Genomic DNA, 25165 nt, shown 5'->3' with positions numbered 1-25165 from the left:
TTGAGGCACTATGAACCGGAGACAGCTGCTCACCGCCGCCTGTTGTACCGCGCCCTCCATTCTGCTCTCCACCGGCAAAGCTCAATCGAAGCCACCCGGCAACCAACTTCAGGGCTCTCCCGCCCAAAGAGAGTCTCTCCACAAAACCGGCGATGCGATTCGATCCGCGTTCGCCAAGGGCGATGTCGACGAAATCCTCGCATACCACCACCCCGAGGTCATCAAAGCTCTCGCCTATCAGAACTACATCGTAGGCATCGAAGCCCTCAAAGCAAGTCTTCTCAGCACCTTTCGATCCTTCAAGCTGGAGTTCCTTGAAAACACTCCGGAAACCATCCTCTTCCACGAAGGTACCGCCGTAGAGATAAGCCTCTTCGCCATCCGAAGCGTCCCCAAGGCAGCTGGCTCACCCGCCATCTTCAAAGGACGTTCCATGGTCGTCTACGTCGAGTATCCTGCAAGTCCTACGGGCTGGGCCTCCATCCGGGAAACAGTCCAGCCCGCAACCTGAACCACAAGCCCGCCGACAACCACCCGGCCGAAGCCCCAACTCACCATCCCAATGAAAAGCCGTCCAACATTCGGAGTAAAGTTTCAGATGATGACTATCCTTCCGCATCTCAGGGCCCGCATCCTTCTCCTGCTCTCCTGCTCCATCGTTCTCACCCTGCCCGCCGCCCGCGCGCAAGGAACCCCGGCCCAAAACCCACCCCAGCAGACCAAGCCATCCCCCGACGACGCCGGTCCCGACACCGACAACGGCACAATCGTCCTCAAGAAGAAGAAGGAAGCCGACGAGCCCCCACCTCCCGCCGCGCCCGTCGCCCCCAAGGTCAAAAATCCAGACAACGAAACCTTCTCCCTCCGCGTCGACGTCCCCATCGTCAACATCGACGCCAGCGTCATCCTCGACAAGACCCACCAGTTCGTCCCCGGCCTCAAGGCCAACAACTTCCTTATCCTCGAAGACGGTGTCCCTCAGACCATCACCAGCGTCCGCACCATCCAGACCCCCATCACCGCCGTCATGCTGCTTGAGTTCGCCGCCAACAGCTACTACCTCATCAACGACATGCGGAACGCCTCCTATAGCTTCTTCCGCTCCCTCCGCCCCGACGACTACGTCGCCGTCGTCACCTACGACCTCCGCACCCACATCCTCACCGACTTCACCAACAACAAGGAGCTCATCGCCCAGTCGCTCCAGTCCCTCATGATCCCCGGCTTCTCCGACACCAACATGTTCGACGCCCTCTACGAGACCCTCGACCGCACCAGCCGCATCGAAGGCCGCAAGTACATCATCCTCATCGGCTCCGGCCGCGACACCTTCTCGAAACTCACCCTCGACAAGATCCTCAACAAAGTGAAGAACACACCCAACGTCACCATCTTCACCATCGGCACCGGAGCCATGCTCAACGAGCTCCGTTCCGGCGGCGGCCCGCGCGAACTCGACTACCTCCAGGCCCAGAACCAGATGCGCACCTTCGCCTCCATGACCGGCGGCCTCAGCTTCGCCCCCATCTTCCAGGGCGAACTCCCCGACATCTTCGCCCAGATCAACCAATCCATCCGCAACGAGTACATCCTCACCTACCGCCCCACCAACAACAAGAGCGACGGCACCTATCGCAAGGTCAAGGTCCTCCTCGTCGACAACGAAGGGCACCCCCTTCGCATGCAGGACGAAAAGGGCAAACCGCAAAAATACTCCGTCATAGCCCGCGACGGGTACAGCGCCAAACTCCCGGTCGAATAACGCAGGCGTCGATTCTCAGACGTCGATCCTCAAAATACGATCAGAGATCCAATTCAATCTCTGACAAGGGTGTCGAGCAACAGATCAAAACGTCTCCCTCAGAGGGCCGATCAAGCGGCTCCGGCGCATAGTTGATTGTGCCGCCAATCAACCCGGACTCGCACACATGGCAGACGCCCGTCCGGCAAGCCCATCGGACAGGAACATCGCAAGCTTCAGCGAATTCGAGAAGACTTCCATATCGCTCGTTCCACGGAACTGTGAGACCGCTGCGGGTGAAGAAAACCTTCGGGCCGCCGCCAACTGTTCCGGCAGGCTGATGCGGCTGCACCAATGTAGTACTTGCGATTCCCGGTGTTATTGCTGATTCCGTACCGAACGTCTCTGAATGAATGCAGGAATCAGCGATACTCCACGCCTTCAACGCTGTAGTCAGATCCGCAAGAAAACTGACAGGCCCACACAGATAGAAGTCCGCTGCCTTGGGTACGTTGCGCTCTTCCAATAAGGAGAGATTCAGATGCCCGCGAACGTCGTAGTCCTCTCCCAGCCGATCTCCCTCCTCTGGCTTGCTGTACGCAATCAACGAACGGCCTTGAGGAAGACCCTTCAAAAGCTCTCGTGCTTCCAGCGCAAATGGATGTTCTCCGCCGTTGCGGCTTCCGTAACACCACCAGATCTCCCGGTTGGAATCTGCTTCTGTCGCCGCAAGTGAGTGAAGCATGGACAGCACCGGCGTCGCCCCGATACCCGCGCTCAGCAGCACTACGGGTCTGTCGTTCGGAGCAAGTGTAAAGCTGCCTCTCGGCGCGCTCACCTGAAGTACATCGCCAACCTGAATACGTTCATGAAAGTAGCGGCTGCCTGCACCATCAGCACGCTTCACGCTGACCCGATAGGTCCCCGCACCCTGCGGACCGGACATCGAATAACTTCGCAGGATCGGAGCTGAGTCCTTATCCAATTCGAGCTTGAACACCAGAAACTGACCTGCAAGAGGCGCCGGCAGCGGGCTCCGATCGTCCGACTCAAGAACAAAGGAGAGCACGTCAACGCTCTCTCGCCGCACCGCCCCCACTCGCAGCGACCGAAACCCGCTCCACGCCGGCGGTGGCGCTGAAGATCGGGCGAGGCCGGCATTGCCACCCTTATCATCCGCATCCAGCAGAGCTTTCAACGACCCTCTCCAGCCTGCACTGAGTGCCGGAATGCGAAGTGCACGTTTCAGTCGATCACGCGGGTGGTCAGGCAAATAAAGCAGCGCATCGATCTCGGCAACGCTGACGCGCTCCTCTCCCTCCGCCACCTTCACAATCTCATCTCCCGCGCCGATCTCGCCTTCCTCAATTACGCGGAAGTAGAACCCCGGTCGCTTATGCGAAACCAGGAGCGCGGCCATCTGCGGGTTGTTCATCCTGATGCCGACGCGATAGCAGGTAACTCGCGGCTGCGTCACTTCGAACAGCGCTCCACCGATCCGGTAGCGATCGCCAATACAGACCTCCTCATCGGACAGACCATCAACCGTCAGGTTCTCGCCGAACTGACCGTACTCAAAATCATGCCGCTGAAGGTACGTCTCCCAATAGCGATAAGAGTCGAGTTGATACACCATCACCGCGCGGTGCTCTCCGCCGTGTCCTGCAAGGTCGCCCTGCCCATCGCCATCAAGATTAATACGACGCGCCATCACCCGGCCTGGCACTGATCGCTTCCAAACAGCAGTGCGGACCACCTTGCCTTGCCACTCCAAGTCGCGTGGCAGACCGACATTCACCGAAATAAGAGCACTCATCGTCTGGCTCCCTCACGCTGAAGATACAGCGGAATTATCTCCGATGAGCCGTGCGCTTCTATGAACCTCCCTGGCACCGCGTCCCAGTCACCGGCCGCCTTACTGTGTCAGCGTGAAAGCCAAACTGCGAGTCCGCCGGGCCAACCGCGCACCAGCAGCCCAAACGCCGCTGGCACGCAGTCCGCTCAGACTAGGAGTACTTCATCTGTTCGAGATCGGCGATCAGCCCGGGCCCCGTCGGGTGCCATCCCAGCCGCTCCTGGGTTTGAGCGCTTGACGCCGGCATATCCCAACCGACAAACGGCGCAAGCCATCCAAAATGCCCCGCCGCGTCCTCTTGAGACAGAGAGGCCACCGGTACCTTCAGCCCTCGCCCAATCACTTCAGCGATGTCCCGAACCGTCACACCTTCTTCAGCAACGGCGTTATACCTTGCGCCTGCCTCTGCCTTTTCCAGTGCCAGCCTGTAGAGACGCGCAGTATCGAGCACATGCGCCGCAGGCCAGCGGTTCAGCCCATCGCCCACATAAGCCGAGATACCCTTCTCGCGAGCCACCGCGACTGCATAGGTGATCAGGCCCTGCTTAAACGTATCGTGAACCTGAGGAAGCCGCACAACTGACACGTTGACACCCCGCTCCGCCACGGAAGCCGCCGCTAACTCCGAACTCTTACGCGGATTCGGGTGATTAGGATCGAAGTGATCTTCGGTCGCGGGTTTACCTGGCGCAGCGTTACCCATTCCAGTCCCGGAGGTGATCACCAACGGGCGGTTAGATCCGACGAGCGCGTCGCCGAGAGCCTCGATGGCGCGCCGGTCCTTCTCGCAAATCGCCACAAAATTCGAGAAGTCGTGGTCGAACGCGAGGTGAATCACGCCGTCCGCCTTGGCCGCCCCCGCCCGCAGGCTATCCGGGTCTTCGAGATTGCCGCGATGCACCTCTGCTCCCGCCGCGAGGAGAGACTTCGCACCCGCATCCGAACGGGTCAGTCCGAGTACCTGATGGCCAGCGTTGATGAGCTCCGGAACAAGAGTGGAACCGATAAAACCGGTAGCGCCCGTGACAAATATACGCATGATGAACTCTCCTTTTACTTCGGTTGGGAATGTACTTGCATCTCGTTATTTCGAGGTTTTGGTTGACATCTGCTCAAGCTTTGAAGTAGTCCGCCTCATCGAGATCGGATAGCAGGCGAGCCTGCGTTGGGCGCCACCCCAGCCGTTCCTGGGTCAACTTACTCGAGGTGGGATTGTCGACGGGGACGAAAAGGCCCAGAAAGCTAAACTGTTTGGCCGCCTGAGCCGGCGTCTTGCTCACAACCGGCACGTTCAGGTGCCCCCCGATCACACCGGCGATGTCTCGGAACGGCACGCCCTCTTCACCCACCCCGTGATACGTTGCTCCCGCAGATCCCTTCTCCAGAGCCAGCCGAAAGAGACGAGCCGCATCGAGCCGATGCACCGCGGGCCATCGGTTGCGACCATCTCCAACATACGCGGACTCCCTCTTCTTCTTGGCAATCTGGAACAGCCGTGGAGCGAAACCGCCGTCGCCTTCGCCATGAACGATGGGCGGAAGGCGAATCACCGAGGTGCGGATGCCGAGCGAAGCCAGCTCGCGCATCGCGTCTTCCGACGCACCCCGCGCAGCTCCAACGGAGTTGTTGTCGTACGCGTCATCCTCCAGAGCGAGTCGACCTGGAGTCATCGCCATGGTTCCAAACGCAGCAACCAACGGGCGGTCAGGTCCCGCCAGCGCTCGACCCATCGTCTCCAGCGCGCGCCTGTCTGTTCCGACAGCGGCTGAGAGAAACCTCGACACAATGCCGCTCGGACTTCCACCCAGGAACACACGCAGCCGCGTTCCAACACCCATATGCGTGATCTCGTGATAGAACGCCGTGTGAATCGCCCCATCCGCAACGGCCGCGCCACGGCGCAGGCACTCCACGTCTTCAATCGAACCATGATGCACTCGCGCACCAGCAGCGACCAATTTCTGAGCGGAAGCCTCCGAGCGTGCCAATCCGGTAACTTGATGGCCTGCGTCGATCAGCTCTTTCACAACGGCAGATCCGATAAACCCTGTTGCCCCAGTTACAAAAACACGCATCGTTTGTCTCCTCCGCTTCCTTGAAAGGCCGCAGTCGCGTCCTGTCCTATAGCTAGATGGGCTTGCAGGAGATACGATCTATGCAGAAAGTCCGTACTATTGGCTCGATCGTCCGGAGGCTTCATGGATCCACTCTCAGATGTGTTGTCGTTGCTCAAACCGCGAAGCTATTCCTCCGGCGGCTTCGAGGTCCGTGGTGACATGTCTATCCAATGGCCAAAACATCCCGGCATCAAGTGCTACGCCATGGTCTCGGGACAGTGCTGGCTCTCGGTGGAAGGCGTCCCTGATCCTGTCCTCCTCACAGCCGGCGACTGTTTTCTCTTGCCGCGTGGACTACCCTTCAGCCTTTCGACCGATCTGTCACTCAAGCCTGTCGACTTCAACATATTTCTCACAGCACTGAGGAATGGTGAGCTGTCGCGCAACGGAAACGGCGACCGCTACATCGTAGGCGGCCACTTCATCCTGACCGGCAGTCACGCGGAGATTCTCCTCAAGTCTCTGCCGCCCATCGTGCATATCCGGAAAGAGTCGGATAAGGCGGCGATGCGTTGGTCGCTCGAACGCATGAAGGAGGAGCTGCGCGATCCGCAGCCCGGCGGCTCGTTGATCGCACAGCAACCCGCCTACATGATGCTCGTCCAGGCGCTTCGTCTGCACCTCGCCGAAGGCGCGAGCGGCGGCGTCGGCTGGCTCTTCGCACTCGCGGACAAACAGATGAGCGCAGCGATCACATGTATGCACGACGACCCAGGGCATCCATGGACAGTGCAGAAACTCGCCGAGCGCGTCGGTATGTCGCGATCGATCTTTGCTCTAAGGTTCAAAGAGACCGTCGGCTCGACCCCCATGGAGTACCTGACACGTTGGCGTATGATGCTGGCCGGAGACAGGCTGAAGAACTGCGAAGATTCGATCTCTGTAATCGCCTCATCGCTCGGTTACGAATCCGAAAGCGCCTTCTGTAAAGCCTTCAGAAGAACCATGGGCTGCTCCCCAAGACAATACAGTCGTACGAGACCTCCCGCACCGCCTTCTTCAGCCTCTGCTGAAGCCACCTACGGCCATCAGATGGAGCTGGCCGCTGTTGGGTAACCTCTTACCGAACACCTACGAAACCTCTACCCCACACTCTTGCCCAGCAACTCCCTCATCGCCAACGCAACCTCCTCCACATGCGTCTCCAGCGCAAAGTGCCCCGTATCGAGAAACTGCACCGTAGCATTCGGATTGTCCCGCTTAAAAGCCTCAGCTCCTGGAGGAATAAAGAACGGATCGTTCTTCCCCCATATCGCCAGCAACGGTGGCTTCGACGTCCTGAAGTACTCCTGAAACTTCGGATAAAGCTTCACGTTGTTCGCATAGTCCAGAAACAGGTCCAGCTGAATCTCCGTGTTCCCCGGCCGATTCACCAGCGCGTAGTCCAGCCAGTAAGCCTCCGGCCCCACCGCCTCCGGATTCTTTACCCCCTGCAAATATTGAAACTTGATCCCCTCGAAGCTCACCGCAGCCTTGCGCACCTCCTCGCGGTTCGCCGCCGAAGGATCACTCCAATACTTACGAATTGGCGCCCACGCATCGCCAAGCCCATCTTCATAAGCATTGCCATTCTGCGAGACAATCGCCATCACCCGCTCCGGCCTCGCCATCGCCATTCGGAATCCCGTAGGCGCACCATAATCGAATACATACAACGCATACCGCTTCAAGTGCAGCGCATCCGTAAAGGCCAGCATCGTCTGCGCCAACGCATCGAAGCTGTACTTGTACTGCCGTCTCTCTGGCACCTCGGTAAATCCAAACCCCGGAAGATCCGGCGCAATCACCTGATACTTATCAGCCAATCGCGGAATCAACTCGCGATATTGAAACGAAGAAGTAGGGAAGCCATGCAACAGCAGCACCACCGGCGCATCCGCCGGACCCGCCTCGCGATAAAACACAGTCACCCCATCAGCCTCAACGCGTCGAACAGCTGTCAGCGGCACCTCTACACTGTTAGGCATAACCCTTCCTCTCTTGGCATCCTCGGTATCTCCCAACAGACCCTGTGAAAGACCAGCAGGAGCACTGCTGGCCAAAGCCAGAAGACTTCCACCTGCCGCAATAAAGTTTCGACGATCCATTCTGCCTCCGGAAGCAACTAAAAATATATGTGTAACCTGTGAACCATCAGTTCACAGGTTACAACTAAAATGGATTGATCTTTATGAAAAAGGGTTCACTAGTTACACGCCAAACGAGAGAAAGTCGCCCATGCCAATCCTCTAAGAACCTATCCGCCCGAAGGGAGACTCACCACAAGCCCGCGCCACGCCCACCCGCGCCACCAATCCACCACATATCCACCACATCGCGACCACAAACCACCATCTTCAACCAACCAAACGAGCCTGTCGTTTCGAGCGAAGCGAAGAATCACAACTTGGTTCCTGTTGCCATTGCCTCTCGCGCCTCGAAACCGGTCAACTCAACCCTGCGAAAACCTCAGCAAATCCCGCTGTCAAGCCCCACTCCACTCTAAGTCGCTCTAGACAAACAACATTCGCGTGGCACATGAGTTAACCTCGCCGAACTATACTTGAAGAAGAAATAGAAAACTTCAAGTCGAAACAGAAAAGCTTTTGTTCGGACCGGCCGTATCTCTCCCTAACTTATTGATTATAAGTATTTTGTAGGCAACTCCCCTGCAATCAATATTTTGCAGGCAGCACCGCCGCGCAAGCTGATCAAAACAAATAACTTCTCTGCAAGATACCCTGGGGGAGGGGAGGGGTATCCCGCGCTATCGGGGACGAGGAATCGTAAGATCGAGATCCCCAGCGGTCATCTGCTTAGTCAGCAAAATAATCTGACCCACATGCTGCTGCACATGCCCGACCACCTGGTAGATCGCCTCCAACACGCTCACATCCCGACCCTGCGGAGTAATCCTCTGCACCAGCCGCTCCGCCGGCACCGCCGCGATCACACCCTTCGCTTCGGCAAGCGTCGATTCAAACAGCGCAATCAACTCCGCCCCACTCATCCCACCCTCTGCGCTGAACTCCGCATCCCGAACCCTCACATCGGCCGCCCCACCCACCCCATGCATCACCCACTGCCGCGCATTCCCGCAAAGATGAAGCACAAGATTTCCCACAGCATTCTCATGCGCCCCCTTTCGCTGCCACACCTGATCGTAGGTCAGCCTTCGCAGACAAGCTTCAAGGCACTCCCTCATCATGTCGAGCCTCCGGCAGGAGACATCAAGAAAATCGGCAGCAACAGCATCAAGCGTCGTAGTCATCCGAGCATTCTAACCCGCCCCACAGCGCCTGAATCCCGCTCTGCGAGTAGCTCCTGGTATTCGGTGCAGGCAACCAGTTGGCGCTTGTCGCCTTCCGTCGGAGTGGATTGAACATAGATCGTAAGCGAACCGTCTCGTTAGAGGAGTGCGAGGAAGTACGTGGTTGGTTGCCCCCCAGGGATTCGAACCCCGATTGATCGGTTCAGAGCCGACTGTTCTACCATTGAACTAGGGGGCAAAGTGCTTAGCGTGGTGCGCTGTCGCGTCGCGAACAGGGTGTTCGCTGACTGCCTTTTACGAGTGTACGAGGTGAGGGAGATAAGGTCAACGGCTGACGGGGATAGGAGATAGAGGGCCTCAAAACTGCCCCCCTGCAATCTGCGTCCACAAGCAACCCGGCAATTTGGCACCGGATTGGGAGGAAAAGGTATTTGGGGTCTGTCTAGACCAGCGGATTCGAAAAAAGAAGTAGTGGCAGTCGATCGGTCGCCGAGACTAGACTTTCGCTATATGGACAATTCCATCAAGGCGGCCATCATCGCCGCTGTCGCGACCATAGCCGGTGCGGTCATCGGTAAGGGGAGGTGGTGGGTAAAGAAGCCTGACGCTACTCCTGAGACCAGTGGCAATATCGTAGTCCAGACAGGAGACGTTTCTCACTCTCTGGCGGTGGGCACGTACATCACACAGCAGCAGGGAACCGTCCATAACTACTACGGAGTCTCTTCCACACCCGAGCTCTTCCACGGAAAGATAGCGACGAGGCCAAGCATAATCGAGATTGCCAACGCAATCCTCGCTGCAAAACCCTACGACAGAAATCTAATTCCAAAGAACTATGTAGGTTTGACAGTGAGTTGGCCAGTCATTTTCTCATCAGTTGACGAGGACCCCGGGGCGCTTGGCACGTGACCTTCGATTCTCCTGACGAGGATTATCGGTCTGTCTCAATGACCATTGACATCGACAAATATCCAAAACTAAGAGTACGGTCACCGGGCCTGGATCGAGGGACGAATCCGCCGCGTTGATATCCGAGACATTCGATTAGAGGATGGTGGGCAGATCATCCTAGAGTAGCGAGTATCGACCTGGCTAAATGCCGGTAGTCGAGTGGCGGCCCGCGTCTCCGTATCGAACACCAACATGGCGGCGGGTCTTCTCCATTTCTTGGTACGCTGGGGCTCTGGCCGTGGACTCTCCGCTGTGGGTGATTCCATTTCCGGATATCAATCTCATTAGAAGTCAATCCTTGTGACGCCCTTGGTCTGCCGTGCTAAGCAGAGTAGAATGATCCGCGAACCCTCACTGAAATAGATTTGTCCCCACCACCAGGAGTCTTTTCGTGGCTAAAACCGATAAAGGGCAACAAGAGCCCAACACCGTCGTTCTCGAATCAGAAGTCGGAGGCACACTTCCCACAAAGAAGCCGATAAAGAAAAAGGCCGCCACCATTAAGAAGAAAAAGGCTGCAAAGAAGAAAGCCGCAGCTGGAGGTGGTGCTCGGGGCGGGAAGGTAAAGTATCCCAAAGACTCAATCCTAGATAGCCTCAGAATCCCGCAAGCGATCATCGATCAGAACGCTGGAGAAGCTTGCACTGACCGCGAGGGTGCAGGTTACGCCAAAATTGGTTGGACTGGTGAGACTGCCGTTGAGATCAGTTCAGCCCTTAAGTATGGGCTGCTAGAACGTCCTTCTCCCGGACAGATCAAACCGACTGATCTAACTCGCAAGATTGTTCGTCCACAAGACCCAAAAGATAAGCTCATCGCGCTGCGCCAGGCCGTAATGAACGCCCCGGTTATTTCCGAGGTTTACACGAAATATCGCAGCGAAAATCTTCCTGACTCCGAATTCCTCGTCAATACATTGGTGGATTCATTCAGCGTTCCCCGTGACCAGGTAGTTGAGTTCATCAAGGTATTCACCACGACGCTGAAGGAAGCGGAACTTCTGGAAGAACTGAGCAACGGCAAGTTCCGTGTCCTGGATGTGTCGTCGCCAGCAGATACCAGTACACAGGTCGGCGAGGAGCAGATTAAGAAACTATCAAAGGGGTTGACGGTGGCAGCTGATGACGCCTGTTTCGTAATGATGCCGTTCGCCAATCCTATTGGTGGTTACTACGACAGCATTTATAAACCTGCGATTGAGAAGGCCAAACTAAAGGCAGACCGGGCCGATGCGGACCTCTACGGCACGGGAAAAATCATTGATCAAATATGGAAGGGCATCACTTCGGCCCGGGTTCTATTGGCAGAGCTGACGAACCGGAATGCCAATGTGCTTTATGAACTTGGTCTCGCTCACGCGCTTCACAAGCCTGTCATCCTAGTATGCTCCAAAGCGAATGAGGGCGATGTACCATTCGATCTTCGTCACGTGCGCGTTATTTATTACGACAAGGACGATCCATTCTGGGGGACGAAACTACTTGAGAAAGTAGCCGAGAATATTCTTTCGGTCATGCAGGAGCCAAAGGACGCCGTCTTGTTTCCCGAGAAGAAGTGAGATCGCAAATTCAGCGGAACAAGAACGGATTGAGATGTCGATCACCTAAGGTCCTCTGACACGATCCGTTGTCCGTGGTCTTGCTTACCACGCGAAAGAACGTACGTGGCAGCTGAGATCAGTATAAAAATCGCCAAACTGAACCAAGCGTTGGGAGGAACTGCCGGAATCATGGACACGATGATGAGATCAGATTCATGGTTTCATGTAGTTCTGTATGGAGAGTTTGCAAACATGGGAGAAAAGCGCAGAAAGAGAGGAAGGTTCTTTCGGGAGAATCCGAGGTGTTGCTTCTGCGGGGGTGGGCGTCCCGCCACAACTATGGATCACGTGCCACCACGAGCATGCTTTCCCAGAGAATTAATGCCGGAAGATTTCGAGTTTCCAGCTTGTGAGGAGTGCAATAACAGGACATCAAAACAGGACACCATCTTTGGTTTTTGCTCGATGTTGATGGATTTCAACGAAGCGAACCGAAGTCCTGCGGACATTGCCAGATTCAACCAGCATCGCGGCCAAATTGAAATGCGTTGGCCTGACGCCTTGCCGAATCCTGCGAGTGGTGAGCCGATGTTCCGTGCAGGTCACATCATTACTCCCTCTCCAGTAGCGGTCTCCGTAGAAATGACGCCTGCTATGAAGGAGTCCATTGAGGTAATTGGAATAAAGCTGGCCCACGCGCTCTACTACCGCGAAATGAAACGGATCATGCAGCCGACAGACAGATTCTTTACTGCGATTCATCAAATTCAGCGACGAGGAACAGAAAATCTAACAGACTACTTCAAACGGGTGTTACCTGACCTGAAAGTGGGCAACCGTTCGAACATCAAGGATTATGGGAATCGTTTTGCGTATAAATCAGGCTGTAAGCCAGATGAAGATTTCTTTCTGTTCGCCACACAATTTGGCTTTGGACTGCTGTGTTGGGGCATGGTTCTTGGACCACGTGCAGGGCTAAGCGCGTCGAATGACGCTTTGATTGGTATGAAGTGGCGGCAGGGTGGGAGTGATTCAATGAACGGAACCGCGCTACATCAGACAGCGGAGCGAACATCCAAGGCTGAAGGCGAGGAAGGTTTTTCGCATGTCTAGGAAAAGCACGACCACACCAATCCAGCCTCGAGCTCTTACCAACTTCATAGACGAATTTGCACAATACTCGTCCATTCTAGTTGCCTGAATTGCTATCGCGGCCAGTGGAGAAGATGCGCGGCTGAATTTTTTGCATAGAATTGAGCTGTCATCGATGATGGCGTGGGAATAAATACGGGCGTTACGCTTCCGCGCGACGCCCGTTCAATTTGCAGGTACTACGCTTTCTTCACTGCCTTTTTTGCCGGGGCCTTCTTGGCGGGTGCTTTTTTCGCTGGTGCCTTCTTAGCTGGAGCTTTCTTAGCTGGAGCTTTCTTAGCCGGAGCTTTTTTCGCTGCTTTCTTTGCGTGTTTACCTGTTCCGTTCAACTGGCCTCCTAGTGGTGTTTTCCCTTGATTGTGAAGCTCACTGCGTCTGAATCAAAATGCGCCAGAACAAGGCCGCTAGCATCGCGTAGCTCCACAGTCTCATGGTTGTAATTAGCTACTGAGACTTGCAGTTCATTGACGCCGTCAAGAATTATCAGCACAAAATTGTTGTCCTGTATCGCGATCAACTGACCGCCATATATAACCGTAGTCAGACTACTCGCGCCTGAAAGACTCCACAAGGACAGGCCAACCGTCGTGCCCGTACCAGCGATGAAGTTGGCTTCGCCGCTCTGATCGATCTGAAATCCGCTTTTTCCCGTCCCATTCATTTCATCTCCAGTCAAAAACGCCATTCAAATTGCAATGTTGAACCGGGAAGGATCAGGTCTTCAGACGAACACTGAAGCCTACTCTGATGTTCACGATTCACCTGAATCGCTGCGGCCCCTCGTAAGCCCACGCTGTGCAGCAGATAGCGGGGCTCTCCCTGCACAAAAACATTGAATCTGAAGCCATCGCAAAGCCAGGGGAAGCTAGCCGTGTAATCGCAGCTAGCCGTCGGCATGACGCTGCTAAAACTGACTTCAATCGTTGCCTCCTTCCCGACCAAATGGTTAGCATCCTCGGGAAGGGTGTAGTCACGAATCAGCGAAAAATCGCCTCGTGTAAAAACTCCCGGGTGCAATTCATGACGAACACCCGTAGCAAGGTCATGCACCACAAGCCTCACTTCGTCGAATAGCCTGCCCCATGCAACCTCAGCCGTCATCGTACGGAGTAATTCACGAATGGTATTTTGGAGCCGATTGGAAAGCTCAGACGGAAGGGCACTCATGTTGCAGCGATGGAGAAAGACAAAGTTATTCGTCCAAACAGAGTCGGCAAGAATGTGCCCAACCGCAAAGCCGAATTTCAAGACAGGCTGAGGAATTTTTCGAACGTATTCACAACGAGTGACCCGAAAGATTGAGAAGTTAACTAGGCCTGCCCCGAGATTATTTCCTCGTTCCCCGCTCATGACCGTCGCGGCGGACGAGTTATCGAACTCCAAGTCGAATATCCAGTTCGAGATCGTTTCTTCCTTGCGCATTTCCCAAATCTGATCCATCTGTGTTCGGAGCTTGACGAGCAAAGCGGGAGAAATCCAACTTTTGCTTTCCTGGATAAAGCGAGCAGCAGACAGATAAGTTGGAGCCTGGAAGCTCGATGGCTTCACGAGGTTGATGTGATCTTGATCGGCATTTTCCCAGTCAATCTCGGCATAGAGTCCACGCGCGGAACTCTCCTTTACGACCCAGTCATCATTGCCGGTGATGACCCGGACGGGGAAAAATGCCCGTTGAGCAGTTGCAATGCCCGGATCTCCTCCATTGAGCACACGCCAGGCCCAGCGGCCTGTAAGGGACTCTATGAATTCGCTGTCTTCGGTTAAAGCTGCCAACTGCTTATTGCCCCCGATAAACTTAGAGACCAGACCGACGTGGGGATATACCAGTTCCGCCCCTGTCAGTACACTTCGGGCAAATTTGAGCCATTCGACACCACTCATTGGAACGCCGTAAAGCAATAGGCCGGCAACATTTCCTGTCTTTCCTTTTTCGAGCGACCTGAGGATCGCATGCATGACGACCAACCCTCCCATGCTGTGGGCTATGTAGATGATTCTCCGGTAGGGCAACCCCACTAAGGCTTGGATCAATTGGTCCGCAATGTTTGGAATGGCTGGCGGGCGAAGTTTCTTCGATTGGTACTGAAAACGGAGGACGTGGTGGTCGTAAAAAGCCGGATCAGATGCCAGTAATTCGTAGAAGGATAATTGCGCGTTTCTAGCCCTCCAGGTGCTGTCCGCGTCTCCCGTATAACCGTGGACGAACACTATCGCTCGATCCGTAAGAGGTAGCGGTCCGGGACCGAGGAACTCCCGAAAAAGAACGCCGTCGATTAAGGTTTCAGACAATGGACCCTCGGCACTAAGCTAAAATGCTGACGATAGAACTATGCCATATGCACCCGGGACTGCGGTAATTTTGGTCAAGTTGTCATGTGAGCCAGGTGCTCAGCGTGAGAACTACATGCGGGCGTAGGCGTTTCGAAGTCATATTTTGACCTGGGCAGAATAGATGTCATCAAAGTTTAGAGATGCTCTTTCAACTTTGCCTAATAGTCCGGACACTCTTCGTCATAGCAGTTGTACTCTCGGCACCCTTGAGCGGCCCAACTGAAATTATTAGTTGGATCGGTCATGTCAGCCTTAGTACTTGCGATGTTTACGATCTCGGAACAGAATTCGGTGAGCCTAACCGGAGTGTCAGGAAAGATGTCGCGATAACGTACCCAACCAAAAACGAAGAGCCTAAACTTACGTTGCCGGACCTGATCGAATTGCTCTATTGGGATTCCCCCCATCTGGAGGGCAAGAGGGGTTTTGGGACCTATGACAAACTTTCGCCTCTCAACACTTGAGTTATCGGGGAAAGTGAATCCCTCAGGTATATCGGTTGGCCAAACCTGCCAATTGACCTGAGAAATAGCGTCTCGGCCTGGTGTTGTACCGCTATTCTGCCACACGGGAGAAAGTGACATACCAACTAGAGTTTTCCCTGTCGGGTCACTGATATTTTGCCCACCTACGCCGGAGAACGAAATGAAGGCACGTTGGGTTGCGACATTTGCGGCCGCAGTCTGATCAGAAACCCGATACAACAAGCAGGTGAATACGACCAAGAGCAAAGCGAATATTCCATTCCACATGGCTGCTTTGCCTCTGAAGATCACGTTATAAAACCCTCTCCAGAAGCCGACTTTATTTTCCATTGACTAGTCTCATTCTGCGTAGATTCATCGAAGCTGATCGCGAGATCCGTTTGCAGTTTTCCGTTGACGCTGGGCCATAATGGAATCATTCGGTCTCGCCCTGGCGGCGTTATTGGCCGTTTGCTGAGTGTCTCCCGCAGCTACCTTGCGACCATTTTGTGTAGCCTTACATGGTCCGGCTGGGGTTTTTCGAAATAATTAAATCGGCCATGAATATCACTCATTGGAGCGATTCTTTTTACCATGCCCCGGACGACACGCCTAGTGTTTTCTTTATACTTGGTCGCACGGCGGCAGATGGGAGCATAAATCCCGAGTTCCAAACCGCACCCCACACTTCGAACACGGCCTGAGCCGATTCGACCTTGAGGGAATACTCGTTAGCGGCGGGTGAATTGGCTTATTACTGAGAAGTTCGATTGCGTCCATCAAATGCCCTTAAGCACCATTGCGGAAAATAGCCTGTAAACGCTCCTGATTCTTGGCATGGGGCTTGCTGCGTCCTGCGCGAATATTCATCAGTGCACGTCGGGAAAGTCCACTCTCATTGACCAAGTAGGTCAACGGTAACAATTTAATCGCAGGCAGTACCTTAGTATTCCACTCATCCCGACTCGGGTCGACGTATTCTGTGTAGACGCTTTCCTGGAAATGAACGACCCCCGCATCGACATCTTCGAGATGATTGGATTCTTTGCCAATGTATTTGATCTGATCGATGCGAACGTGTCGACGTTGGAGCAATCCGACTGTCTGCTTGTCACAGGGATTTCCCGTTGCATCTGCGCATTTCGATTCAGGGTGAAATTCATATTCACGAAGAACGTCCCCATACATTTTGACCAAAGCCGTTCGCGCGCTTCCTGTGTGTCCGGAGGTCGTAATCCTATAACTGTCCCCCGTATACTGATCGATCCAATCCATCTTGAGCCACTGAGACGACTTGTTGTTGTATGGCGCTATGAGGTGGAAGTGTTCAGGGTCCGCTCCTTTAGGATGACCGAACGGCTTTACGTGGCAAGTCAACAAAAAATTGAAGGGCTTGACCTGTCCCGAATAGGGTACGCCCTCATTAAGCTTGGCCAGAGGTCGGATGACAGCGGGGCTACTTACGGTGACGCGGCCGACAGCAAGCAGATCTTCGAATCCTAGACTCCCTGTGGGAATCCCCAGCGAGTTGCGCACCATATTGAGCCACGCCTGTCCTACCCATTTCCGGTCGTCACTTTCGAGATCGGTTGGATTTAGTAGATGCCCAAGACCATGTTCTGACCATCTATCCTCGTCGTTGTTGACATCTTTCCGAAGCAGTTCCGGTTTTCCATGTTTGTCTTTGAGGAACAGGGCGTACCGTTTCGCGGAGATGGCAAAGCAGTAAAGTTGCCGCTGCTTGCCTGTTTTCGGATCGAAGTTGTCGCCTTCGATTTTCAGGACTGATCCGGGTATAGCATCCCGATCGTAAGGGTTGAGAGCCTCAAACCGCTTAGCAATTCCTTCAACCTCTTTCCACGAGAGGGCTTTGATCGCGGGCTGGCCATCTTTTAGATACGATCCGCCTGGACACGGAATGAGTCCGCCGCGCTCTGTTGCCACGATTGCCATCGAGTCGGTATCTTCCATCGCATACGTTCCTCCTTTCTCGGACACGCAATGCTCCAGCAGGGACAGCATGAGCCGTGCAGCGCTTGTAATCAGAGCAGCAAGGGGTGGGAAACAATATTTGCCCGGGATCTCTGGATGTTTGACCTTGCAGGTAAACGGCTCTGGATCAATACCGTGACAAAGGACATCTACCTTCTCATCCGATTCCTGCCGGTTCATCTCCGCGTAAATGCCGTAGCTTGTGGAATTCGCGAGCACTTTGAGTGCTTTGTCCAGGCGACTCTTTTCAGACTTTGACATGTCGGTACCAAAATCCAATCTTTTGCGCTCCTCAATGACGACCTTGAAGAGATCCTGATGGCGAGGATCAACCTTGATCACCTTGCGGAGAGTAATTGGATTTAGTCCCTTAGATTTGCCCTTCGCCTTCAACCGAAAGGCAGCGACGATCTTCGGAACGCGGCCAGTTATAATCACGGACGCAACGACATCAGGTAATGCAAACCAGAGCGCAGTCGAGTTCTCTACGTCGCTGTAGATGTGATTTACGCCGACCTGCCAATCATTGCTTGCAGTGGCGTATTTGCTTCTGGAAGGCAGAATATCGCCGTCGGGGATTATTTGGACAAACGCCGCGAGATTTTTCCAGGTATCCGGATTAAATAAGTGATCAGCCGAAACGCAATTAAGGAAATCTGTTATTTCCTTTTCGCAGTGGGCATCAATTGTGATTTCCCGAGCCGTCACGAATTCCCAGAGACCCATATTGATATTCACGGTTGGATACATCGAAAGAAAATCGGTATAAACCACCGGTACTGGAGTTTTTCTAATATGTGCGCTGGTGCGTCCACCAAAAAACGCGGATTGAGCGAACCCGAGATATTTCTTCGGAAAATCGGGCTGTCGCTCCAAAATTGGCCTTATTCCCATTGCTTGCAGGTGAGCTTTACCAATCGAAGCTGGTGAATATGCCTTTGTTGGCTGCAGCTCTATCGGATGTTTATCGAACTCCGTAAGCAGCTTTTCCGCCAATTCTGCCGTGGCCAAAACGTCTCGCCGATTGTAGTCGATGTATTCGCTTGTAATTTCACCATTGTGTTCGGCATGTTGCTTTCCGTGTTCAACTTCGAATGCTTTGCACGCATCGGCCAGAGAATATCCCCGATCCGTTAAAGCGAAGGCCAACGTTCTCAAATCCAGAAAATGCCCACGAAATTTATATCCTTCCTCAGGGTCACCGGTTGGCGATCCATCAGGAATGAGATCCGAAAGATCGCATCCGTTGCGAGCAGTGAATCCCTTGAGAGCTCGTTTTCCATCAATGTGTTTTATACCCACCCTTGGCCTGAACCGGTCTTCGAGTTCATTGCCGGACTCATCAATATAGGACCAGAGTCCCAGGGAGAAGCCCCCAGCGAACCGACCACGCGCTGCGGTGGCGTCGCGAGAGATCCGCGCCAGGTCGAACGGAAGATTAAAGCCGACCAGAAGGCAGCGGCCCTTGTAGACAGCCTGAAAAAACTTCGAAAGAAACTGCTGCAAACTAAGCAGCTTCAGTTCTTTATTGGCGGCTTCTGCTGGGTGCTCCGCAGCGTAGCGTTCAAGAACTTTGCGGTCCTGGTCTGGTAAATCGTTCGGGAAGAATAATCCCTCTTCCTGACACTCCCCGCCCAAAATGAATCGATAGCTTCCAAATGTCAGTCGTTGAGTGGCATCAATGCGGGTCTCCGTATCGAAAACCAGCATGGCGTCGGGCCTTCTCCACGTCTTGTGCCTCTGGGTCGCTGCTCGTGGAACTTCGGTTGCGGAAGTTTCAATCTCCGGAAATACGCGCACTGCTATCGGGAGTGATGTAATTTGTGACATTTGGTCTTATCCTTTCCTGGCAAATTGAGATATCGGTGTTCCTAACCACCAGTCTGGTCCTAGCCGTTCGACTAGAAGTGCGCTGAGCATCTCCAGCAAATCGGTGATCCAATGCAACAAACTCTCCATTAGGTAACGAACCGTGTCGATGAATCCCCTAATGCATGCCGCTGTAGCTCGCAGCGGACAGCCCGTAGGGTTTTCGAGCGTCTCTTTAGGCCAGTCGTATTGGGCCACGCTCAATATCGCCCAATGATCTTTTGCCGGTATTTTCACCGTGATATCACTGTTCGCCTTTCCGGCAACGTGATGTTTATCGTAGATAGAACGTCCCGTTGCCTTACGATGACATTCAATGCAGATACCACTACTTCCTACGAGAGCTTCAATTCGTGTCTCCCCGCACGTGCAGCGAGTATTTTTTCCTACACGGCGCGCAGCAGTCGACTTGCGTTGGTAGGCCTTGATTGGGTTTGGTTGCGGCTGCATATTTTTCATGTGGTCCTCGCGTACAGGGATTCAAACGACAAAACACCAGCGGACCCCAATCGGTTCAATGCACTGAGATCGACCGACAGCGGAATGTCCACGCCATTCGCATCTCTGATGTACTTGCCCTGGAACTTCTTGAGTCGCGATGCATCGCCAGTCTGCAAGTAGCGATGGAGCGCGTTCCAATACTCTGCAAGCAGCGTCACCTGTTTAGAACCCCTCACTGCAATGTCGCGCTTTCCGTCAGGTGTCGGGATCATGACCAGTCGCAGCAGACTGTCTGATTTCTTAGCCGCGTATTTGCCGTTCTTCTGTTTTTGCAGCGCTGTTTTGCCCCACCTGGTTACGGTACGTGGGCTGATGCCAGCGTCGCGCGACGCTTGGGTGAGCGACACCTTTTCGCGTCGCATCTTTGAGACCACGCCAAGGACTTGGTCCCAGGTATCCTTGAATCTTTCTGGTTTGGCTAGATACTGGGCTTCCGTGCGAGGAGCAGCGAGCCTCGCTTTCGCTCGCGAATTGCTGGGAAGTCCCTTAGCTTTTGGCCTCGACTTCGCAGCCCGTGGGGGGCGATTGAGCGAGGGCGTGGCCTTCTTCGTAGAACTTGGTTGCTTCTGAGGTTTACGTTTCATTGTGCGGATTCTGCCCTACGAGATCCGCCGATACAATCCCGTGAGAGTTATGACGAAATTTCGCCTAAACTGGTCGGGGGCAGTTGTTGCGAAATGGAACTAGAAACACAGAAGAAATTTAAACCGATGCTCGATCAAGTAGTTGAGCTCTTTTGTCGAATGAGTGGCACGAAGAGCTACGAGGAAGCTATCGCAGTTCTACGTCCGCAGTTTCTAGACAAGAGCACATCGCCTGCGGCATGGATGCATAGGATTGCGAGAGAGGCATATTCGACGAATGAGCGAGATACTGTCGATCCGACGCAGTACTACGAGATTCTAGGGATGATTGATACCCGAGAAAAATTCAGCACAGTGTTCGCCAGTCTTCCTGAGGAAGCAGTTCCAGAGATCGAAAAATTCTTCAAGTTTCTGTTCAAGGAATTTCTTCCCACTCACCGTTTAGCGGCACAAGAATTGACAAAAGCTCTACCTCAGCGGCGGACCGGTGGCAGAAAGTCAAAGATGCCCAGCGAGGCAATATGCCGCAAAATCTGCGCTGAAATTATCGGGCTCCATGCGAAGGGTGTGTCGAAAGGAGATGCCCAACAACGCGCCGCGCAGAAATGGAAGATGTCAAAGCGGATGATCGAAAAGATTTGGGCAGATAGAGGTAAATACGTCGCATCTGTCTGATAAGATATGGTTTACAGACGGACTTACCGCTTGTTGCGAGCAAACGATAAGTCCTGACCACCAGGGAGACGTGACTCCGATGGCAGCTACAGTGACCGTAGCGCAAGTGGCACCCTTGCGCAAATCTAGCGAATTTGTTTCGCAATCAAGCAAAATCAGCTCGTCCTCGATGCGATCTCGAAGAGGTGTCATCGTCCTCTATGGGTACGGCACTAGTGTTCGCGTTGAGCGCGGACACTTGATCATCGAAGATGGAGTTGGCTCTGATCGTTACAAAGGGCGCTTTTCACGAGTCGGACACGGACTTGAGCGCTTGGTCGTGATTGGCGCAGATGGCGTTGTATCACTTGCAGCCTTACGTTGGCTCGCCGATCAGAATGCATCGTTCGTGATGCTGGAGCGGAATGGTGATGTTCTTGCGACAACAGGTCCGGTTCGACCGTCGGACATCCGTTTACGACGCGCCCAAGCATTAGCCCATCATTCCGGTGCAGCGTTTCGGATCAGTCGAGAACTGATCGATCGAAAACTTGCGGGTCAAGAGCGCGTAGCAGGGGACGACTTCCTAAACGATGAAGCGGTATCTGCACAGATCAAGGAGATTCGCTCTGAATTGGCTGAAGTCGAAACGCTTGATGAGATCAGATCTGTTGAGTTACGCGCAGCCAAAATCTATTGGAAAGCTTGGCGCACAGTCCCGGTCAAATTCCCAGATAAAGAGTTGACTCGCGTACCGGAACACTGGCGAAAGTTTGGCTCGCGCGCGTCTGCCCTTTCAGGATCTTCTCGACTCGCGGTAAATCCCGTCAACGCGATCCTGAACTATCTCTATGCGCTGTTGGAGACGGAGTGTCGTCTCGCTGTTGCGGCTCTTGGACTTGATCCAGAGATGGGAGTTTTGCACATGGATACAATCAACCGAGACAGCCTGGCGTGCGATCTAATGGAGGTTATCCGGCCGGATGTGGATGCCTATGTTCTCAGGCGAATTTTGAAACAGCCTCTCAAGAGAACCTGGTTCTTCGAAGAGCGCAACGGAAATTGTCGTTTGATGGCAGACCTGGCAAGTCAACTTGCGGAAACGACTTCGACTTGGGCTCGCTTAGTAGCTCCAGTTGCTGAGTGGACTGTGAAGGAAATTGCGTCAACGACCAAAACACGTCGAGCGACTCCGGCCACTCGACTGACACAGAACCACAAGCGTGACATCCGAGGCGGAAATCCGTTTGTGGCGTCAAAGAACCCGATGGCCCTGCAGAACGTTTGTAGTGACTGCGGCAGTCCTATCATCAATGCAAATGAGAAGTGCAGAGGCTGTTCAGTTGAAGAGTCGAAGCAGCGGCTTACAAAAGTCGCAACAGAGGGTCGCGTCGTTTCTCATTCATCTAATGCGCAAGGTAAGCGGTCCAAGACACAGATTGCGAATCAAACAAATATCCGGGAATGGTCACCTTCAGATCAACCATCCTGGCTGACGGCAGAGTTCTATGCCGAGAAGGTTCAGCCGCAAATCTCTTCTCTATCTTGCAGCGAGATAACGCGCCAACTTGCAGTTTCGCGAGGCTATGCAGGCGAAATTCGACAGGGCCGCGTGCCACATCCACGCCATTGGATGAGTTTGGCAAAACTCACTGGGGAGTCGAAATAGGAGTGCAAGCTAAGAGCTGGATGAGTGCATCGGCCTGTTATCGCGAATGTCGCCAAATGAGACTCTGCAGCACTAGCGATCGGTAAATACAAGCCGACTTGGCATGACCAATCCAGCCCGCTCTTCCGAGGTTCCCGGCATTGCGACTAATGGAGTCGCACCGATACTGAGATTTGTCTCGGTGGAGACTGAATATTTTAATGTTTATAAGTCATTCTCGTGAGGGCGACACTCTGATGGTATAACTACTAACGCTATCCAGGGTTCACTTGCTTTGTCTTCGGTACTTACATGTTGGCCGACTATAGCGTCGCTGCCTATCAGCGTGCGCCTGCGATTCTTCTTCAACCCATAGAGAGGTTTGGAACAATGAAGGTAAGCGTGTTTTTTGCAGCCAGGGTGGCAGCGGTCGTTTTTTGCGTTTGCGGCATAGCATATCCGCAGAGTGAGCAGGCCGCCGGAGATACTGGCAAGAGCAGCGTATCTAGAGCAACTCCTAAGAGTGAACCCTCGGTAAACGACTACGTTGCGTGCCTGTTCACGCCGGATCAGCTGGCAACATTTCGGCTGAAGCCTCCGATGAAGATTTTGGACTCGGACAGTGCGGAAAAAACGACTGCAGCTGCGACGACCACGGTGGATGCACTGATGAAGAATAAGACATTGGGAGAGGATGCAGGTAATACGCTCAAGGCCAATCTTCGGTCGAATAGTTTGGTGGGCTTGGATGCGAAGGAGGCGCAGACTTCGATAGCAACGACCCTGAGCGATTCACTGGCGAAGGTTCCGGCGGCAGCAAAGCAGGCGACGGCGACCGCCGTAAAGACAGTGACGAACGACGCATTGGCTGCGAGCTTCAGCGCTCCGACGGATGTCGCTTGCTCGATCTCTCCGTTGACCTACCAGGAAACGAACCAGACCTTCGGGCTTGCTATTGCGAAGAATTACGTCGCTTACCAGGTCGTTGCGCGAAATCTGAACGGAGACAAGGAGTTTCAGTTGCACAACGTGGAACTGGCCGTAGATACGGACCCGTGCGGGACGAAGGAGCAGTTCGATGCCGGGCGGGACAAGCTGTTAGTACGGGCCATGGCAATTCGGAACCAGAGTACGGATCCGCGCAACTTCACCATTCGCGTCCTGGAAGGGATTACAACCATCGCCGGAGCCGCGGTGGGCTTCGGGTCGGCCGATTTCGCAAGGGGACTAGCGGTGTTCTCGGCGCTCATTCCGGCGGGTAAGGCTATCTTTCCGGACTACACGGTGGATCAGCTAAATCGGATCAGCGACTTAACATTTTCCTCGTCAGGGCAGACACGGACGGTGGTTCCAAAAAACGGCGTCGCTATGTTCGTGACATTTATTCCATCGAAACCGCTGGAGCAGTCGTGGTGGGTCGAACAGGCGACGCAGGTACCGGGAGGGGGGCCGACTACTCAAGCCTGCACGACCGCTCAAGGCGCACACCCTACAAATAAGAAACCTTGGGGACCGGGCAATCCAAAGCCAGTCGCTTACAAGGAGTGGGGCCCGGACGCGCTCCTGGAGTTCCGGCGGCATTCGTTCGTAGTAGTCGCCGGGGTGCATACCACGGGAGACGACGCACTGGTTCCGGCGATCGATAGTCTGGATTGTCAGAACGGGGCGAAGGTGCTGGACCTGGGCGGCGACGCGGCCAAGAGCGCGGCTCCCGCTAGTGTGACTTGCAATCTGAAGGGTAAAAATCTGGAACAGGTGGTGAGCCTGGAATTGCAGAATGCGAGAGATGCGACCGATACCGTGGGTGCCACGGCTCCAGTTACCGTAAAGCAAGGTGACTCGACCTCAGCTACAGCTGTCTTCAAAGGGGATGACCTTCGGGCTCTCAACGGGACGACTTACAATGTGAAATGGATAGATAGTCAGAAGCTCAGCAAAGCTACGGAGCAAATTATAAAAGTACAGCCGTACCCGGTAATAACTTCCATCGATAAAAATCAGCTACAGCTTCCGGTTACGGCGGCAGGGGCGCTGACGATCAAAGGTACCCACTTGAAGATGATGGACGAGGGACAGAAGCCGGTGAGCGAGGTTGATTTGACGTCGGCGGACGCCAAGACTGTGATAGCACTGAAAGTAGATTCCACCAATGATTCCAATACGGAAGTTAGCTTGAGCCTGCCCTATACGGCAACGACGTTCACGGGCAAGGCCGCTGGGGCGTATACGGTGTCCGTGCTGATAGACGGGAAGGCGGTAAAGGGAGCATCGGATGCCACCTTTACTTTATTGCCTGCCCCTAAATGAGCTAAAAAGAAATAACAGGCACGGAGGATAGGACGAGCAGACCGGGCTGACAGGATGTGTGCCACAGTTCTAACCTCCGTGAGTTCCAATTCCTAATTGCGCGCGGAACGAATAAGCGCTGAATTCCGGCTACTCGGAGCGGGTTGCACCTAGCGCTTGCTTGCGATGTGAGATTTACCTAAAACGTAATGCATTCGGGCCGCACT

General features: G+C 54.1%; 21 protein-coding genes and 1 tRNA gene. 9 read left to right on the top strand and 13 right to left on the bottom strand.

Translation table 11 applies throughout. The features are described from left to right. Positions 1–10 precede the first annotated feature (10 nt). Complete coding sequence (locus tag RBB81_RS17245; RefSeq protein ID WP_179584091.1) at positions 11–511, top strand: YybH family protein; 501 nt, start codon at positions 11–13, stop codon at positions 509–511. Positions 512–598: 87 nt separating this feature from the next. Further along, a complete protein-coding gene (locus tag RBB81_RS17240) occupies positions 599–1762 on the top strand; it encodes a VWA domain-containing protein (RefSeq protein ID WP_353071496.1) in 1164 nt (387 codons plus the stop codon). Between the two features lie 40 nt (positions 1763–1802). Here the strand turns inward: RBB81_RS17240 and RBB81_RS17235 are convergent, their stop codons facing one another. From RBB81_RS17235 to RBB81_RS17225, 3 genes are all read right to left on the bottom strand, one after another. Continuing rightward, positions 1803–3557: an MOSC and FAD-binding oxidoreductase domain-containing protein gene (locus RBB81_RS17235; protein ID WP_353071495.1), complete on the bottom strand. Its 1755-nt coding sequence runs from the start codon at positions 3555–3557 to the stop codon at positions 1803–1805. A 190-nt stretch (positions 3558–3747) separates the two neighbouring features. Further along, complete coding sequence (locus RBB81_RS17230; protein WP_353071494.1) at positions 3748–4635, bottom strand: SDR family oxidoreductase; 888 nt, start codon at positions 4633–4635, stop codon at positions 3748–3750. A 73-nt stretch (positions 4636–4708) separates the two neighbouring features. After that, positions 4709–5671 (bottom strand): SDR family oxidoreductase, encoded by a 963-nt coding sequence (locus tag RBB81_RS17225; RefSeq protein WP_353071493.1) that lies wholly within the window; start codon positions 5669–5671, stop codon positions 4709–4711. Positions 5672–5794: 123 nt separating this feature from the next. On the opposite strand from RBB81_RS17225, the gene RBB81_RS17220 reads away from it, so the two are divergent. Next, the gene (locus RBB81_RS17220) at positions 5795–6769 is read left to right on the top strand and encodes an AraC family transcriptional regulator (protein ID WP_353071492.1); all 975 of its coding nucleotides are present in this window, start codon (positions 5795–5797) and stop codon (positions 6767–6769) included. A 26-nt stretch (positions 6770–6795) separates the two neighbouring features. Here the strand turns inward: RBB81_RS17220 and RBB81_RS17215 are convergent, their stop codons facing one another. From RBB81_RS17215 to RBB81_RS17205, 3 genes are all read right to left on the bottom strand, one after another. Further along, entirely contained in the window at positions 6796–7680 is an 885-nt protein-coding gene (locus RBB81_RS17215) for an alpha/beta fold hydrolase (protein ID WP_353071491.1), read from the bottom strand. A 779-nt stretch (positions 7681–8459) separates the two neighbouring features. Next, complete coding sequence (locus RBB81_RS17210; RefSeq protein ID WP_183788020.1) at positions 8460–8963, bottom strand: DUF1572 family protein; 504 nt, start codon at positions 8961–8963, stop codon at positions 8460–8462. A 164-nt stretch (positions 8964–9127) separates the two neighbouring features. Next, positions 9128–9201, bottom strand: a tRNA-Gln gene (locus RBB81_RS17205). 272 nt (positions 9202–9473) lie between these two features. Here RBB81_RS17205 and RBB81_RS17200 point away from each other — a divergent pair. From RBB81_RS17200 to RBB81_RS17190, 3 genes are all read left to right on the top strand, one after another. Then, entirely contained in the window at positions 9474–9875 is a 402-nt protein-coding gene (locus RBB81_RS17200) for a hypothetical protein (protein WP_353071490.1), read from the top strand. A gap of 433 nt (positions 9876–10308) precedes the next feature. Next, positions 10309–11475: a hypothetical protein gene (locus RBB81_RS17195; RefSeq protein ID WP_353071489.1), complete on the top strand. Its 1167-nt coding sequence runs from the start codon at positions 10309–10311 to the stop codon at positions 11473–11475. A 363-nt stretch (positions 11476–11838) separates the two neighbouring features. Continuing rightward, positions 11839–12570, top strand: a complete 732-nt coding sequence (locus RBB81_RS17190) for a hypothetical protein (RefSeq protein ID WP_353071488.1) — start codon at positions 11839–11841, stop codon at positions 12568–12570. 218 nt (positions 12571–12788) lie between these two features. Here RBB81_RS17190 and RBB81_RS17185 read toward each other — a convergent pair whose 3' ends face one another. The 7 genes from RBB81_RS17185 to RBB81_RS17155 form a co-directional block, all read right to left on the bottom strand. Beyond that, positions 12789–12938: a hypothetical protein gene (locus RBB81_RS17185; RefSeq protein WP_353071487.1), complete on the bottom strand. Its 150-nt coding sequence runs from the start codon at positions 12936–12938 to the stop codon at positions 12789–12791. Between the two features lie 8 nt (positions 12939–12946). Further along, the gene (locus RBB81_RS17180; RefSeq protein ID WP_353071486.1) at positions 12947–13270 is read right to left on the bottom strand and encodes a hypothetical protein; all 324 of its coding nucleotides are present in this window, start codon (positions 13268–13270) and stop codon (positions 12947–12949) included. 11 nt (positions 13271–13281) lie between these two features. Continuing rightward, a complete protein-coding gene (locus RBB81_RS17175) occupies positions 13282–14898 on the bottom strand; it encodes an alpha/beta fold hydrolase (RefSeq protein WP_353071485.1) in 1617 nt (538 codons plus the stop codon). A 200-nt stretch (positions 14899–15098) separates the two neighbouring features. Next, positions 15099–15755 (bottom strand): hypothetical protein, encoded by a 657-nt coding sequence (locus RBB81_RS17170; RefSeq protein ID WP_353071484.1) that lies wholly within the window; start codon positions 15753–15755, stop codon positions 15099–15101. Between the two features lie 438 nt (positions 15756–16193). Then, entirely contained in the window at positions 16194–19106 is a 2913-nt protein-coding gene (locus tag RBB81_RS17165; RefSeq protein WP_353071483.1) for a DNA polymerase, read from the bottom strand. Positions 19107–19232: 126 nt separating this feature from the next. Then, positions 19233–19724 (bottom strand): hypothetical protein, encoded by a 492-nt coding sequence (locus RBB81_RS17160; protein ID WP_353071482.1) that lies wholly within the window; start codon positions 19722–19724, stop codon positions 19233–19235. Beyond that, positions 19721–20128: a hypothetical protein gene (locus RBB81_RS17155; protein ID WP_353071481.1), complete on the bottom strand. Its 408-nt coding sequence runs from the start codon at positions 20126–20128 to the stop codon at positions 19721–19723. The genes RBB81_RS17160 and RBB81_RS17155 overlap by 4 nt, the downstream gene beginning before the upstream one ends. 315 nt (positions 20129–20443) lie before the next feature. Between RBB81_RS17155 and RBB81_RS17150 the strand changes: the two genes are divergently transcribed. The 3 genes from RBB81_RS17150 (at position 20444) to RBB81_RS17140 (ending at position 24959) form a co-directional block, all read left to right on the top strand. Further along, complete coding sequence (locus RBB81_RS17150; RefSeq protein WP_353071480.1) at positions 20444–21025, top strand: hypothetical protein; 582 nt, start codon at positions 20444–20446, stop codon at positions 21023–21025. Between the two features lie 238 nt (positions 21026–21263). Continuing rightward, entirely contained in the window at positions 21264–22673 is a 1410-nt protein-coding gene (gene cas1, locus RBB81_RS17145; protein WP_423248027.1) for a CRISPR-associated endonuclease Cas1, read from the top strand. A gap of 579 nt (positions 22674–23252) precedes the next feature. After that, positions 23253–24959: a hypothetical protein gene (locus RBB81_RS17140; RefSeq protein ID WP_353071478.1), complete on the top strand. Its 1707-nt coding sequence runs from the start codon at positions 23253–23255 to the stop codon at positions 24957–24959. Positions 24960–25165 lie beyond the last annotated feature (206 nt).

Origin of the sequence: Tunturibacter gelidoferens (genome assembly GCF_040358255.1) — a bacterium.
In the GTDB taxonomy this organism is placed as follows: Bacteria; Acidobacteriota; Terriglobia; order Terriglobales; family Acidobacteriaceae; genus Edaphobacter; species Edaphobacter gelidiferens.
The sequence above is the reverse complement of the archived record's forward strand: the minus strand, read 5'-3'. Positions and strand labels throughout refer to the sequence as shown.

Excerpts from the sequence above, each read along its gene's own strand:
- RBB81_RS17155 (WP_353071481.1), bottom strand. The coding sequence starts at position 20,128 with ATGCGACGCGAAAAGGTGTCGCTCACCCAAGCGTCGCGCGACGCTGGC.
- RBB81_RS17215 (WP_353071491.1), bottom strand. The coding sequence starts at position 7,680 with ATGCCTAACAGTGTAGAGGTGCCGCTGACAGCTGTTCGACGCGTTGAG.
- RBB81_RS17235 (WP_353071495.1), bottom strand. The coding sequence starts at position 3,557 with ATGAGTGCTCTTATTTCGGTGAATGTCGGTCTGCCACGCGACTTGGAG.
- RBB81_RS17180 (WP_353071486.1), bottom strand. The coding sequence starts at position 13,270 with ATGAATGGGACGGGAAAAAGCGGATTTCAGATCGATCAGAGCGGCGAA.
- RBB81_RS17230 (WP_353071494.1), bottom strand. The coding sequence starts at position 4,635 with ATGCGTATATTTGTCACGGGCGCTACCGGTTTTATCGGTTCCACTCTT.
- RBB81_RS17200 (WP_353071490.1), top strand. The coding sequence starts at position 9,474 with ATGGACAATTCCATCAAGGCGGCCATCATCGCCGCTGTCGCGACCATA.
- RBB81_RS17160 (WP_353071482.1), bottom strand. The coding sequence starts at position 19,724 with ATGAAAAATATGCAGCCGCAACCAAACCCAATCAAGGCCTACCAACGC.
- RBB81_RS17240 (WP_353071496.1), top strand. The coding sequence starts at position 599 with ATGATGACTATCCTTCCGCATCTCAGGGCCCGCATCCTTCTCCTGCTC.
- RBB81_RS17245 (WP_179584091.1), top strand. The coding sequence starts at position 11 with ATGAACCGGAGACAGCTGCTCACCGCCGCCTGTTGTACCGCGCCCTCC.
- RBB81_RS17140 (WP_353071478.1), top strand. The coding sequence starts at position 23,253 with ATGAAGATTTTGGACTCGGACAGTGCGGAAAAAACGACTGCAGCTGCG.
- RBB81_RS17210 (WP_183788020.1), bottom strand. The coding sequence starts at position 8,963 with ATGACTACGACGCTTGATGCTGTTGCTGCCGATTTTCTTGATGTCTCC.
- RBB81_RS17150 (WP_353071480.1), top strand. The coding sequence starts at position 20,444 with ATGGAACTAGAAACACAGAAGAAATTTAAACCGATGCTCGATCAAGTA.
- RBB81_RS17165 (WP_353071483.1), bottom strand. The coding sequence starts at position 19,106 with ATGCTGGTTTTCGATACGGAGACCCGCATTGATGCCACTCAACGACTG.
- RBB81_RS17170 (WP_353071484.1), bottom strand. The coding sequence starts at position 15,755 with ATGGAAAATAAAGTCGGCTTCTGGAGAGGGTTTTATAACGTGATCTTC.
- RBB81_RS17190 (WP_353071488.1), top strand. The coding sequence starts at position 11,839 with ATGCCGGAAGATTTCGAGTTTCCAGCTTGTGAGGAGTGCAATAACAGG.
- RBB81_RS17225 (WP_353071493.1), bottom strand. The coding sequence starts at position 5,671 with ATGCGTGTTTTTGTAACTGGGGCAACAGGGTTTATCGGATCTGCCGTT.
- RBB81_RS17220 (WP_353071492.1), top strand. The coding sequence starts at position 5,795 with ATGGATCCACTCTCAGATGTGTTGTCGTTGCTCAAACCGCGAAGCTAT.